Raw genomic sequence first — 12,329 nt, 5'->3', positions numbered from 1 at the left:
CCTCGTTCAGCAACGACCATTTGTGGTTATGGGTCCCTGCTTTCGCAGGGACGACGATGAGGATGGTTCTCGATTCAAGATGTCAAACAACGTGCTGTCATCACCCGCGAAAGCGGGTGATCCAGCATTCCGGAGGCAGCAGTACGTGAGCCGAGAGGTTGCGGCGTACTGGACCGCCCGGTCGAGCCGGGCGATGACCGATGTGGGTGGGGACGCAGCTTCGCGATCCAGCTCAGTGCCGCAAGGCGGTCTCCACGAACTCCATCACGGAGCGTGGGACCTCATCGTATTCGACGATACGCCGCCGAAGCTCGTCGGCAATATCGGTCGTCACGTCGCGGGACCATCCCTCGTTGGTGTTGAAGGCCACGATGCGGACCGGATGGCTGTACTGGTCATCCAGCAGACGCCGGATCAGCGTCTTCCGGTCGGCGCCTTCTTGGTCGGTTTCGCACCAGGCACGGCCAAGCCGGCCGAAATCGTTCAGCACCAGATAGGTGTCGTGGTCGACTTGATGCGGCACGATCGAAGGCGAGCGAGGCATAGGTGATCTCCGATGATGCAATTTATCGCGTTCCGGCCGCCCCGCGCAGTGGAAACTTCGAGGTATATCCGTTGGACCGATCGGCCCTGCGTGACCCGGCCAAATCCCGCCGGCAAGGCTGGCATGACATTGCTTCAGCGCTGATATAAGCAGCATTGGACGCTAGATGGCTTCGGAGACGCGGATGAAAGTGATTGGCCTCGCGGGGTGGAGCGGTGCCGGAAAGACCACCCTGCTGTCGCGGGTGATCCCCTTTCTGCTGGGCCGGGCCCTGCGCGTCTCCGTGATCAAGCACGCCCATCACGAATTCGATGTCGACGTGCCCGGCAAGGACTCCTGGGTGCACCGGCAGGCCGGCGCGACCGAGGTGCTGGTGTCCTCGACCCGGCGCTGGGCGCTGATGCATGAGCTGCGCGGCGCCAATGAGCCGCGGCTGCCGGAATTGCTCGCCAAGATGGCCCCCGTCGACCTGGTGGTGGTCGAGGGATTCAAGCGCGAACCGGTCAGCAAGATCGAGGTGTATCGCGCCGCCAACGGCAAGCCGCTGCTGTTCCCGGACGATTCGCGCGTGGTCGGGATCGCCAGCGACGTCGCGGTCGAAACCACGCTGCCGGTCGCGCACCTCGACGACATCGAGGACGTGGCCGAATTGATGCTGCGTTCGGCAATTCCGGTCGACGAAGTACTTGCGTCGGCCGCGGCCGAAAGCTGAACAGGGTGGGGAGGGCGCCGCCGTTGACGATGCGCAGCCGCTTCGCCATGGTCGCGCCATGACGACGACCAAACTCGATCTTACCGGGCTGAAGTGCCCGCTGCCCGCGCTGAAGACGCGCAAGGCCCTCAGGAGCGTGACGGCGGGAGATTTCCTCGAAGTGCACTGCACCGATCCGCTTTCGGTGATCGATATCCCGGCCCTGATCCAGGAGACCGGCGACAAGGTCGAGATCACCGAACGAAGCGATGTCCGGATCGTTTTCCTGATCGAGAAGGCGAATGGGACGATAGATATTTCAAATGCTGCAGCGCCGCGTACGCGCTAGATGCTGCTTGATATCTACCATTTGCCTATCGACACCTATTTTCCATTCTGCGCGAATTGATAATCTCCGGCGGGTTGCGGAGGTGAAGTCGTGCCTGGATGTGGGGTACATCGGCGGACAGCGGCCGGCCTGCGTTCAGTTCAGGCTGCACGACTTGGCATATCCGATCGTATTGGGGGTTAACATTTCCGGAATGCGCGTGGTTGGTCCCGGCGCATCGAGGGAATGTGCGGCGCAGCTGCCTGACGGCGGCCGCAAGGGCTGAGACGGGATCGAAGACGCAGATGCGCCGGACGTCATGGCGGCTGCAGGGGAGGTATCAATGACCGCAGTGAGCAGCGCCGGACGCGTATCCGCGGCAGGCGCAGGTTTCCTCGACAAGGAACACACGATCGCGACCGCCGGCTTCAACCGCTGGCTGGTGCCGCCGGCCGCGCTTTGCATCCATCTGTGCATCGGCATGGCCTATGGCTTCTCGGTGTTCTGGCTGCCGCTGTCGCGCGCGATCGGGCTGACCGCGCCGAAGGCGTGCCCCGATATCTCGCTGCTGCAGGAATTGTTCACGACGACCTGCGACTGGAAGGTCGCGAGCCTCGGCTGGATGTTCACGCTGTTCTTCGTCGTGCTCGGCGTTTCCGCGGCGGTGTGGGGCGGCTGGCTCGAGAAGGTCGGACCGCGCAAGGCCGGCTTCGTCGCTGCGTTGTGCTGGTGCGGCGGCCTGGTGCTCGGCGCGATCGGCATCATCACCCACCAATTGTGGCTGATGTGGCTCGGCTCCGGCGTGATCGGCGGCATCGGGCTCGGCCTCGGCTACATCTCGCCGGTGTCGACGCTGGTGAAATGGTTCCCGGACCGTCGCGGCATGGCGACCGGCATGGCGATCATGGGCTTCGGCGGCGGCGCGATGATCGGCGCGCCGCTGGCCGACAAGCTGATGACTTACTTCAAGACGCCCACCTCGGTCGGTGTCTGGGAGACTTTCCTGACGATGGCCGTGATCTATTTCGTGTTCATGATGATCGGCGCCTTCCGCTATCGCCTGCCGCCATCCGGCTGGCAGCCGGATGGCTGGACGCCGCCGTCCAAGACCAATGCGATGATCTCCACCAAGAACGTCCATCTCGACAACGCGCACAAGACGCCGCAGTTCTGGCTGATCTGGTGGGTGCTGTGCTTGAACGTGTCGGCGGGCATCGGCGTGATCGGCATGGCTTCGCCGATGCTGCAGGAGATTTTCGCCGGCAAGCTGATCGGGCTGCCCAACGTACCCTTCAACGGGCTTGACGCCGCGCAGAAGGCGCAGATCGCCGCGATCGCCGCCGGCTTCGCCGGCCTGCTGTCGCTGTTCAACATTGGCGGCCGCTTCTTCTGGGCCTCGCTGTCGGACAAGATCGGCCGCAAGAACACGTATTATACGTTCTTCGTGCTCGGCATCGTGCTCTACGCGCTGGCGCCGACCTTCGCAGTGATGGGATCGAAGCTGCTGTTCGTGCTCGGCTTCGGCATCATCCTGTCGATGTATGGCGGCGGCTTCGCCACCGTGCCGGCCTATCTCGCCGACATGTTCGGCACCCAGTTCGTCGGCGCCATCCACGGCCGTCTGCTGACGGCGTGGTCGACCGCGGGCATCATCGGCCCCGTGGTGGTGAACTACATCCGCGAATTCCAGCTCGCCGCCGGCGTGCCGCGCGACCAGCTCTACAACACGACGATGTACATCCTGTGCGCCATGCTGATCGCGGGCTTCATCTGCAACTACATGATCAAGCCGGTCGATCCGAAGTGGCACATGAGCGACGCCGAGGTCGCCAAGCTGCAGGCGGCGACCGCGAGCGCCGGCGCCGGACCGAGCGGCTCGTTCGGCATCGGCAAGGGCGGCCTTGACGGCCGGGCAGCGCTGTTCTGGCTGTTCGTCGGCATTCCGCTGGCATGGGGCATCTACATGACGCTGCTCAGCGCGGTCAAAATCCTCTGATCGCGACGATCATCGCCGCGGGCCGCCGGTTCCCGGCGCCTGCGGCGTTCGCTTTATTCAACAGAAATGGAATTGGGGGATTTCAATGTTTCGTACCCGGATTTGCCTTGCCGCCGCGCTGCTCGCAGTCGGTCTCCATGCCGCGTCGGCCCAGACCGCGGCGCCGGCTGCGCCGGCACCGGCCGCCACCACCACGGCCAAGCCGTCGAAGATCAAGCTGACGATGGAGAAATTGAAGGCCATGAAGGCGCAGTGGCGCGCCAACAAGCCGAAGCTCAAGGCCTGCCGCAAGGAAGTGAAGCAGAAGGGGCTGACCGGCGACGACCGCTGGTTCTACATCGAAGAATGCATGGGGAAGAGCTGAGCGACACCGCTCTGAATGCGTCGAGGATTGAGCTGAGAGAGCACGCCGTGCGGCACCCCTCTCCCTGACCCTCCCCCGCAAGGGGGGAGGGAACCCCTCCGCCTCGGACTCCCTTACACACGCACAACGCAACGCTTCGCACGGACGGCAGTGAGGTGAGCACGCTTCCCGGCTCCCTCCCCCTTGCGGGGGAGGGTTTTGGGGAGAGGGGTAAGCCCCGGGCGATATGATCGACGCGGAGTGTTTCCCTCGGTCGGCCGTCACTCCGCCGCGGCGGGCGTCGCCTTGGCGGGCTCGAGCGCTGCGGCGATTGCGTCGTCGACACGTTCGAGCCAGATGAACTCCAGCTTGGCGCGGGCGCCGGCGGGGATGTCGTCGAAGTCGCGCTTGTTGCGCGCCGGCAGCATCACCCGGGTCAGGCCCGCGGCCGCGGCGGCGACCACCTTCTCCTTGATGCCGCCGACCGGAAGCACGAGGCCGCGGAGCGAAATCTCGCCGGTCATCGCGGTGTCGCTGCGCACGGTGCGGTCGGTCAGCAGCGAGGTGAGGGCGGTGAACATCGCGACACCTGCGCTCGGACCGTCCTTTGGCGTCGCGCCGGCGGGAACGTGGACGTGGATGTCGTTCTTCTCGAACACCGCAGGGTCGATACCGAGCGGGACGGCGCGGCTCTTCACCAGCGTCAGCGCGGCCTGCACGCTCTCGCGCATCACGTCGCCGAGCTGCCCGGTGATCATCAGCGCGCCGCGGCCCGGCATGCGCGAGGCCTCGATGAACAGGATGTCGCCGCCGACCGGGGTCCAGGCAAGACCGGTCGCGACGCCCGGGATGCTGGTGCGTTGCGCGATCTCGTTCTCGAACCTGGGCTGGCCGAGCAGCGACACGATGTCCTTCGGCGCGATCGTGACGTGGCTGGTGCTGCCTTCGGCGATCTGCACCGCGACGTTGCGCAGCACCTTGCCGATCTCGCGCTCGAGGTTGCGGACCCCGGCCTCGCGGGTGTAGCTGCGGATGATCAGCCGCAGCGCGTCCGGGTCGATCTCGACCTGCTCGGCCTTGATGCCATTGGCTTCGAGCTGGCGACGCACCAGATAGCGCTTGGCGATCTCGAGCTTCTCGTCCTCGGTATAGCCGGCGAGGCTGATCAGCTCCATGCGGTCGAGCAGCGGCCCGGGGACGCCGTCGAGCATGTTGGCGGTGGCGATGAAGACGACGCGCGACAGGTCGAACGGCACGCCGAGATAATTGTCGCGGAAGGTGCCGTTCTGCTCGGGGTCGAGCACCTCCAGCATCGCGGCCGACGGATCACCCTGGATGCCGCGGCCCATCTTGTCGATCTCGTCCAGCATCATCACGCAATTGCGCGCGCCGGCCTTCTTGATCGCCTGGATGATGTTGCCGGGCAGCGCGCCGATATAGGTGCGGCGATGGCCGCGGATTTCGGCCTCGTCATGCACGCCACCAAGGCTGACACGAACGAACGGCCGCGACATCGCGCGCGCGATCGATTGCCCGAGCGAGGTCTTGCCGACGCCGGGCGGTCCGAGGAAGCAGAGGATCGGCGCCTTGCCGCCGGGCGCGAGCTTGCGCACCGCGAGGTACTCGATGATGCGGCTCTTGATCTTCTCGAGGCCGTAATGATCCTGGTCGAGGATCTTGCGCGCTTCCGCGATGTCGATCGGCTTCTCCTCCGGAAGGCTCCAGGGCAGGTCGATCAGCCAGTCCAGATAGCTGCGCACCATGCCGGATTCGGCCGCGGCCTCCGGCATCCGCTCGTAGCGGCGCAATTCCTTCTGCGCCTGGCTCTCGGCCTCCGGCGGCATCTTGGCCTCGGCGATCGCCTTGGTCAGCTCGGCGACCTCGGCGGCCTTGCCGTCGCCTTCGCCGAGCTGGCGCTGGATCGTCGCCATCTGCTCGCGCAGGATGGCCTCGCGCTGCCGCTCGTCGAACACCGCCTTGGTCTTCTGCCCGATCTCCTGGCTCAGCCTCAGCACCTCGATCCGCTCGGCAAGGTGGCGCGAGACCTTGTCCATCCGCGCCACGAGGTCGATGGTCTCGAGGATGTCCTGCTTCTCCGCCGGCTTGATGTCCATGTAGGAGGTCGCGAGATCGGCGAGGGCTGCCGGCGAGGTCGTGCCCTGCAGCGCGGCGATCAATTCGGGCGGCGTTTGCGGCAGCAATTGCGCGGCCTCCAGCGCCTGGCGCTGCAAATTGAGGAAGCGCGCCTCGATCTCGGGCGAGGTCGTGGTGGGCTCGGGGATCTGCAGCACGCGCGCCGCGAGGAACGGCGTGCCGGGCAGATAGTCGAGCACGCGCATGCGCTGCACGCCCTGGCAGACCAGATGATGGCTTTCGTCGGCGCCGGTGATGTAGCGAACGATGTTGGCGACGGTGCCGACGCGGTAGAGCCCGTCCGGGCCGGGATCGTTGGTCTCGGGATCGCGCTGCAGCAGGATTCCGATCGGCCGCTGCTCGCGCACGGCCTGTTGGGCGGCGGCAATCGAGGTCGCGCGGGCGATCGTGATCGGGACGATGACGTCCGGAAACAGCACGGTGTTGCGGACGGGCACGATGATCATCGCGTCGCTCGGGATCGGCGCCGAAGTCGATGCCGGGCTTGAAACGTCTGATGCAGCCATGTCGAAATCCTCAGCTCGATTTTCCGAGTCGCAGGCCGACGCAACCATGCGCGGCAAAGCGGCTGATGGTGTAGCGGCCGGTCGGCAGCGCGATGCGGCGCTCGAAGCGGCCCTGCGGCAATTCGAGGCGCAGGATGCGGGCGTTGCGGAGCTCGGAGGGCAGGGTGCGGCGGCCGGAGATGACCAGCGTGCCGCCGTCAAGCGCGGCCTCGACCTCGTCGGGATCGACCCCGGGCAGCGCGACCAGGATCAGGATCTCCTCCTCGGTCTCGATCACGTCCATCGGCGGTTCCCAGCTCGGCTCGCTGGTGCCCGCGCGCGGGTGCAAATTGAGGAAGCTCTGGTGCAACCGTTCGGCGCGGGCGAGCGCCTCGATCGCATCCGTCAGCATCCAGTTGATCTGATCCTTGGGCCGCATCGGCACTCTCCACGTCGTGTTGGGAGGCAACGTTACCGGTCTTGCAGCCGACCGTAAACCGGCCCCTCGCGCGGCTCACCGAGGGTAAAATTGTCCGAAATCCCGCGATTTGCAGCACGACCGCGATGCGCTGCTGCATTCCGCCCCCGGGCCACGGTGCTTGATCTGATCGCAGCCTACAGCCAGCCGGAGCGCCTGAACCGCCAGAACAGCGCACCGCATGCGGCCACCATCAGGCCCATCACGACGAAATAGCCGTATTCCCATTGCAGCTCCGGTATGTACTTGAAATTCATGCCGTAGATGCCGGCCACCGCGGTCGGCACGGCAACGATCGCAAGCCAGGAGGCGAGCTTCTTGGAGATCGCCGTTTCCTGCGCCTGGCCGACCAGCAGGCTTGCCTCAAACGCGAATGCGAGCACCTCGCGCAGCGAGTCGATCCGTTCCTGGATGGTGCGGACGTGGTCGGTGACGTCGCGGAACAGCGGGCGCATGGTCTCGCGCACCATCGGCAAGTGGTCGCGCTCCAGCCTGCGGCAGACCTCCACAAGCGGGCCGACCGCGTTGCGCAGCCGCAGCAGGTCGCGTCGCAGCAGATAGAGCCGTTCGATCTGCGCCCGCGTCATCGCGCTCGCCAGCACCTCGGCCTCCATCCTCTCGACCTCGTCCTGGATCGTCTCGAGCACCGGCGAGTAGTTGTCGACGATGAAATCGAGGATGGCATAGAGGATGTAGTCCTCGCCGCGGGCGAGCGCGCGCGGACAGCTCTCGCAGCGTTCGCGGACCGGCGCGTAGGACGTCGAGGCGCCATGGCGCACCGAGACGATGTATCCCTCGCCGACGAACAGGTGCGTCTCGCCGAAGGCGATGCTCTCGCCCTCGAGCTGCGCGGTGCGCGCCACGATGAACAGCGCGTCGCCATACTGCTCGATCTTCGGCCGCTGATGCGCGTGATCGGCGTCTTCGATCGCGAGGTCGTGCAGCTGGAATTGCCGCTGCAGGCGGCTCAGCAGCGCCATGTCGGGCTCGTGCAGGCCGATCCACACCACGTGATCCGGCTTGTTGCGCCAGCTCGCGGCCTCGTCGATCGCGATATTGGCGACGCGTCGGCCCTCGACATAGACGCCTGCTGCGATCACGCCATCGGACTGGACGGGCGCGGCGGATGCGAGATTGGGCGATCCGAGGTTCATGGTCCTCACCCTCGACGCGGTCATCGACCCGCGTGACGACAATTCGCAATCAAAAGGCTAGCACCGAATGGAAGCTGGTCAACACGCGCCGGTGCGTCGTGTTCCGCGGGTCGGCGCCTCACGGCGGCCGGCCGGTCTTTATGCGGCTCCTATGCCGCATCGCGGTGCGCCCTCTCGAATTCCTACGGCCGTCCCAGCATCTTTCGCCATGACGCGGTGCGCTCGCGCGCGTCGCCAACAGGAAGGTGGGACATGACCTTGCTCCATTTGCACGACGTCCGGCCGCGCAGTTCGGCCGGCGCTGTGAGCCCGGTCCTGAAGCGGACGATCCGGCGGATCGGCGCGGCCTTCAGGACTGTTCACCGCGCGATCGCCGCCGCCAAGATCCACCGGCTGCGCAACGAGCTGTTGCTGCATCGTGGCCATGAGGAGTGGGCGCGGACCCACCTCGGCATGCCCGGCGGGGACGCCGAGAGATATCCGCGGACGCCGGCCGTGCTCGGCGAGAAGTGGGACTATTGAGATGCGCGCGGCGTCATTCATCGCTGCCCTGCTGCGCAGCGCTGCGGAAGGGCTGCTCAAATTCCTGGCCTGGATCGGCGAGGAGCCGATCGGCGGCTACCGGCCCGAGGCGCACTACATGCGTGGCCCGGGTCCGGCCTGGCGGGCCAAGCATCAGCGAGGTCAGGTGGCCTCGCTGCGCCGCGTCAGGTGATCGAGCAGGTTCATCGGCAGCGGAAACACCACGGTCGAGGAGCGCTCGCCGGCGATGTCATGCAGCGCCGCGAAATAGCGGAGCTGCATCGCCTGCGGCTCCTGGGCGAGGATCCGGCCGGCTTCGACCAGCTTCTCGGCGGCCTGCTGCTCGCCCATCGCATTGATCACCTTGGCGCGCCGCAGCCGTTCCGCCTCGGCCTGCTTGGCGATCGCCCGCACCATGGTCTCGTTGATGTCGATGTCCTTGATCTCGACCGCGGTGACCTTGATGCCCCAGACGTCGGTCTGCTTGTCGAGGGTCTCCTGGATATCGGCGTTCAACTTGTCGCGTTCGGCGAGCATCTCGTCGAGCTCGTGCTTGCCGAGCACCGAGCGCAGCGTGGTCTGCGCCAGCTGGCTGGTCGCGGACATGTAGTCGCTGACCTTGATGATGGCGCGCTCGGGATCGACGATGCGAAAGTAGAGCACGGCATTGACCTTGACCGAGACGTTGTCGCGGGAAATCACGTCCTGCGGCGGCACCACCTGCACCATCACCCTGAGATCGACCTTTACGAGCTGCTGCACCACCGGGATCAGGATGATCAGCCCCGGGCCCTTCACCCCGGTGAAGCGGCCGAGCGTGAAGATGACGCCGCGCTCGTATTCGCGCAGCACGCGCACCGCCTGGGTCAGGAAGATGATCACGAGCAGCGCGACCGCGCCATACGTGAAATAATCAAGCATCATGCTGTACCTCCTTCGCCGGCGGATGCCGGCGCACGCCGCACCACCAGCGTCAAATCGATGATGCTGGCGACCTCGACCATCTCTCCCGCCCGGAACGTCTCGGTGCCGCGCGCTTGCCAGCGTTCGCCATTGGTGAAGACGTGACCTGATGTCTCGGACCAGTCGATAACTTCGGCCGATAGCCCGCGCATGGCCTGCGCGCCGGTCCGGACCGGGCCGCGGCGCGCCCGGCGCAGCGCGCCGAGCACGACGAGGATCAGCCCGGTGAACATCGCGGCGACGATGCCGATCAGCGGCCATGACAGGGCGTATCCGGGCGCCTCGATCCTGAACAGCATCGCGGCTCCCAGCACGAAGGCGACGATGCCGCCGAGGCCGATCACGACGGTCGGGTTGAAGGCCTCGATCGCGAGCAGCGCGATGCCGACCAGCATCAGGCCGAAGCCGGCGTAGTTGATCGGCAGCATGTTGAGCGCGTAGAGGCCGAGCAGCAGACAGATCGTTCCGACCACGCCGGGCGCGACGGCACCCGGCGACATGAACTCGAAGATCAGGCCGTAGATGCCGACCATCAGCAGAACGAAGGCGATGTTGGGGTCGGTTATGACTGCAAGAGCGCGCGCGATCCAGCCGGGATCGACGGCCTCGATCACGGCATCCCTGGTCGCCAAGGTATGCGTCTTGCCGCCGGCGAGCTCCACGGTCCGGCCATCGACCTGCCTGAGCAGGTCGGCCGGATCGTGCGCGGTGAATTCGATGACACTGGCCTGCAACGCAGCGTTGGTGGAGAGGGTGGCGGCATCGCGGACCGCCTTCTCGGCCCAGTCGGCGTTGCGACCGCGCAGTTCGGCGAGGCTGCGGATGAAGGCGACGGCGTCATTGGTCACCTTTGCCGTCATGGCGTCCTTGGTCGCGGACGGATTGCCGCCGTCCTTCTGGTCCTTGCCGTCCTTGTCCGGGGTGCTGCCCGGCAGTCCCGGCAACGGGCCGCCGATCTGCACCGGCGTCGCGGCGCCGATATTGGTGCCGGGCGCCATGGCCGCGAGATGGGTTGCATAGAGGATGTAGGTCCCGGCGCTCGCGGCATGGGCGCCGGAGGGCGCGACATAGCCGATGACCGGAATTGGCGAGGCCAGCACGTCGGTGATGATCTCGCGCATGCTGGTGCTGAGACCGCCCGGCGTGTTCAGGCGCAGGATGACGACCTCGGCATGACGCTCGGCCGCCTTCGCCAAGCCGTCCTTGACGTAGCTGGCCGATGCCGGCCCGATCGCGCCATCGATGGAAATGGTCAGGGCAAGGCGGTTGCTGTCCGCGGCCGCACCGGGACCGATCGAAACAACCAGAGCGACCAGTGCGGTCGCCACAACGAGAGCCGCCTTGAAGGTCTGCACGGCAAGCACTCCCTTGCGGTTGATATGGGGCGCGGTTCCGGAACCTCAATATGACGCGGTGTCACGTTGAAGCAGGCCCTCGCCATTGTGCATTGCGATGGCTCGACGGGCTCACTGCGCCGCCGCGAGATATTCGTCGGCAAGCATCGCCATCGCCTGGGCGACCTCGGCCTTGTCAGCTGCACCCAGTTGCACGATCGGCAGCCGCGTCGCCGGCTGCATGAACCCCAATAGCGCCAGCGCGAATTTCAGCGCAGCCGGATGCTCTCGCTCGAGCAGGGCTGCGAGCGGCGCCAGCCGCTGGTGCAGCTCGCGCGCCTGAAAGAGCCGGCCGGCGCGGAAATGCCGGTAGACGGCGACATACAGATCGGGCGCGACATTGGCCACGGTCGAGATGCAGCCGTCGCCACCGGCCGCGAGCCAGGCGAGCGATGAACTGTCGTCGCCGGTCAGCATCCGGAATCGCGCGGGCAGGCGTGAGCGCAGCCGTGCGAGGCGGGCAACGTCGGCGCTGCCGTCGCGCAATCCCGCAAACCGCGGCGATGCGGCGAGCTCGAGCAGCGTCTCGTCCGCGAGGCCCTTCACCGTCCGCGACGGGATGTCGTGCAGGATCACCGGCAGCGTCGTGGCCGCAGCAACAGTGCGGAAATGCGCCGCGATGCCCTGCGGCATCGGCTTGTTGTAATACGGCACGACCGACATGATGGCGTCGGCGCCGGCGGCCTCCGCGGCCCTTGTGAACGCGACGGCGCGATCCGTCGCGTTCGATCCGGCGCCGGCGACGATCCGCACCCGCTTGCGCGCGACACGGGCGGCAAGGCCGACCAGCTGCACGCGTTCCGCGGGCGCCAGCGTCGCGTTTTCGCCGGCGGTCTCGCCGACCACCAGCGCCGTGGCGCCGGCTGCGATCTGGCGCTCGCACAGCCGGCCGAACGCGTCGGTATCGATTTCGTCCCGGTGGTTGAAGGGGGTTGGAAGATCGGGGATGAAGCCCGACAGCCATTCGGCCGAATCAGCCGTCGGTAGCCATCTCGATGTTGTCTTCGAGATCATCGGGTGGCTCAGGCCACGCGGCTTGCGGGGAGGGGTGCGGTCTCGCCGCTGATATCGAGCTCGATCTCACGCGACAGCTCGACGATCATTTCGGGGTGCTGGCCGTTCTCGAACAGCGCGTATTTGACGGCTTGGGCGCGGTTGACGAACAGGCCGCCATAGAGGCCGTTCTGTTGCTGGGCGACCCACTGGCCGCGTTGGTTGCGGCCGATGAAGACGATGGTGGACGTTGCGCTACACGAGGGAGGTTCGACGAGTTTCAC

At 66.2% G+C, this 12,329-nt stretch carries 14 protein-coding genes; 6 read left to right on the top strand and 8 right to left on the bottom strand.

Annotated elements, in window-relative coordinates; genetic code table 11:
* Window positions 1-232: 232 nt before the first annotated feature.
* Window positions 233-544, bottom strand: a complete 312-nt coding sequence (locus CK489_RS38530) for a hypothetical protein (RefSeq protein WP_050626715.1) — start codon at window positions 542-544, stop codon at window positions 233-235.
* A gap of 184 nt (window positions 545-728) precedes the next feature.
* Here CK489_RS38530 and mobB point away from each other — a divergent pair, with 184 nt between their 5' ends.
* The 4 genes from mobB (at window position 729) to CK489_RS38510 (ending at window position 3,923) form a co-directional block, all read left to right on the top strand.
* Entirely contained in the window at window positions 729-1,256 is a 528-nt protein-coding gene (mobB, locus tag CK489_RS38525; RefSeq protein WP_095736078.1) for a molybdopterin-guanine dinucleotide biosynthesis protein B, read from the top strand.
* 58 nt (window positions 1,257-1,314) lie between these two features.
* The gene (locus CK489_RS38520) at window positions 1,315-1,584 is read left to right on the top strand and encodes a sulfurtransferase TusA family protein (protein WP_095735987.1); all 270 of its coding nucleotides are present in this window, start codon (window positions 1,315-1,317) and stop codon (window positions 1,582-1,584) included.
* A 322-nt stretch (window positions 1,585-1,906) separates the two neighbouring features.
* Window positions 1,907-3,559: an OFA family MFS transporter gene (locus CK489_RS38515; protein WP_095735986.1), complete on the top strand. Its 1,653-nt coding sequence runs from the start codon at window positions 1,907-1,909 to the stop codon at window positions 3,557-3,559.
* Between the two features lie 85 nt (window positions 3,560-3,644).
* Window positions 3,645-3,923: a hypothetical protein gene (locus tag CK489_RS38510; protein WP_050626717.1), complete on the top strand. Its 279-nt coding sequence runs from the start codon at window positions 3,645-3,647 to the stop codon at window positions 3,921-3,923.
* A 260-nt stretch (window positions 3,924-4,183) separates the two neighbouring features.
* Here the strand turns inward: CK489_RS38510 and lon are convergent, their stop codons facing one another.
* From lon to corA, 3 genes are all read right to left on the bottom strand, one after another.
* Window positions 4,184-6,562, bottom strand: a complete 2,379-nt coding sequence (gene lon / locus CK489_RS38505; RefSeq protein ID WP_095735985.1) for an endopeptidase La — start codon at window positions 6,560-6,562, stop codon at window positions 4,184-4,186.
* 10 nt (window positions 6,563-6,572) lie between these two features.
* Complete coding sequence (locus tag CK489_RS38500; RefSeq protein WP_050626719.1) at window positions 6,573-6,980, bottom strand: Hsp20/alpha crystallin family protein; 408 nt, start codon at window positions 6,978-6,980, stop codon at window positions 6,573-6,575.
* 176 nt (window positions 6,981-7,156) lie between these two features.
* Window positions 7,157-8,173 (bottom strand): magnesium/cobalt transporter CorA, encoded by a 1,017-nt coding sequence (gene corA, locus CK489_RS38495; protein ID WP_095736077.1) that lies wholly within the window; start codon window positions 8,171-8,173, stop codon window positions 7,157-7,159.
* 252 nt (window positions 8,174-8,425) lie between these two features.
* Here corA and CK489_RS38490 point away from each other — a divergent pair, with 252 nt between their 5' ends.
* Together CK489_RS38490 and CK489_RS38485 are read left to right on the top strand one after the other, a co-directional pair.
* Complete coding sequence (locus tag CK489_RS38490) at window positions 8,426-8,695, top strand: hypothetical protein (RefSeq protein WP_095735984.1); 270 nt, start codon at window positions 8,426-8,428, stop codon at window positions 8,693-8,695.
* 1 nt (window position 8,696) lies between these two features.
* Window positions 8,697-8,888 carry a hypothetical protein gene (locus CK489_RS38485; protein ID WP_095735983.1) on the top strand — a complete coding sequence of 64 codons (192 nt, stop codon included), beginning with the start codon at window positions 8,697-8,699 and terminating at the stop codon, window positions 8,886-8,888.
* Here CK489_RS38485 and CK489_RS38480 read toward each other — a convergent pair.
* From CK489_RS38480 to CK489_RS38465, 4 genes are all read right to left on the bottom strand, one after another.
* Complete coding sequence (locus CK489_RS38480; protein WP_050626722.1) at window positions 8,858-9,619, bottom strand: slipin family protein; 762 nt, start codon at window positions 9,617-9,619, stop codon at window positions 8,858-8,860. The two genes, CK489_RS38485 and CK489_RS38480, sit on opposite strands and share 31 nt — an antisense overlap.
* Complete coding sequence (locus tag CK489_RS38475; protein WP_095736076.1) at window positions 9,616-11,013, bottom strand: NfeD family protein; 1,398 nt, start codon at window positions 11,011-11,013, stop codon at window positions 9,616-9,618. Before CK489_RS38475 ends, CK489_RS38480 begins: the two co-directional genes overlap by 4 nt.
* A gap of 111 nt (window positions 11,014-11,124) precedes the next feature.
* The gene (gene dapA / locus CK489_RS38470; RefSeq protein ID WP_095735982.1) at window positions 11,125-12,066 is read right to left on the bottom strand and encodes a 4-hydroxy-tetrahydrodipicolinate synthase; all 942 of its coding nucleotides are present in this window, start codon (window positions 12,064-12,066) and stop codon (window positions 11,125-11,127) included.
* An 8-nt stretch (window positions 12,067-12,074) separates the two neighbouring features.
* Window positions 12,075-12,329: a hypothetical protein gene (locus CK489_RS38465; RefSeq protein ID WP_095735981.1), complete on the bottom strand. Its 255-nt coding sequence runs from the start codon at window positions 12,327-12,329 to the stop codon at window positions 12,075-12,077.

It is taken from the genome of Bradyrhizobium sp. UFLA03-84 (assembly GCF_002289535.1).
Taxonomy (GTDB): Bacteria; Pseudomonadota; Alphaproteobacteria; order Rhizobiales; family Xanthobacteraceae; genus Bradyrhizobium; species Bradyrhizobium viridifuturi.
The sequence above is the reverse complement of the archived record's forward strand: the minus strand, read 5'-3'. Positions and strand labels throughout refer to the sequence as shown.

Excerpts from the sequence above, each read along its gene's own strand:
- CK489_RS38530 (WP_050626715.1), bottom strand. The coding sequence starts at position 544 with ATGCCTCGCTCGCCTTCGATCGTGCCGCATCAAGTCGACCACGACACC.
- mobB (WP_095736078.1), top strand. The coding sequence starts at position 729 with ATGAAAGTGATTGGCCTCGCGGGGTGGAGCGGTGCCGGAAAGACCACC.
- CK489_RS38520 (WP_095735987.1), top strand. The coding sequence starts at position 1,315 with ATGACGACGACCAAACTCGATCTTACCGGGCTGAAGTGCCCGCTGCCC.
- CK489_RS38515 (WP_095735986.1), top strand. The coding sequence starts at position 1,907 with ATGACCGCAGTGAGCAGCGCCGGACGCGTATCCGCGGCAGGCGCAGGT.
- CK489_RS38510 (WP_050626717.1), top strand. The coding sequence starts at position 3,645 with ATGTTTCGTACCCGGATTTGCCTTGCCGCCGCGCTGCTCGCAGTCGGT.
- lon (WP_095735985.1), bottom strand. The coding sequence starts at position 6,562 with ATGGCTGCATCAGACGTTTCAAGCCCGGCATCGACTTCGGCGCCGATC.
- CK489_RS38500 (WP_050626719.1), bottom strand. The coding sequence starts at position 6,980 with ATGCGGCCCAAGGATCAGATCAACTGGATGCTGACGGATGCGATCGAG.
- corA (WP_095736077.1), bottom strand. The coding sequence starts at position 8,173 with ATGAACCTCGGATCGCCCAATCTCGCATCCGCCGCGCCCGTCCAGTCC.
- CK489_RS38490 (WP_095735984.1), top strand. The coding sequence starts at position 8,426 with ATGACCTTGCTCCATTTGCACGACGTCCGGCCGCGCAGTTCGGCCGGC.
- CK489_RS38485 (WP_095735983.1), top strand. The coding sequence starts at position 8,697 with ATGCGCGCGGCGTCATTCATCGCTGCCCTGCTGCGCAGCGCTGCGGAA.
- CK489_RS38480 (WP_050626722.1), bottom strand. The coding sequence starts at position 9,619 with ATGATGCTTGATTATTTCACGTATGGCGCGGTCGCGCTGCTCGTGATC.
- dapA (WP_095735982.1), bottom strand. The coding sequence starts at position 12,066 with ATGATCTCGAAGACAACATCGAGATGGCTACCGACGGCTGATTCGGCC.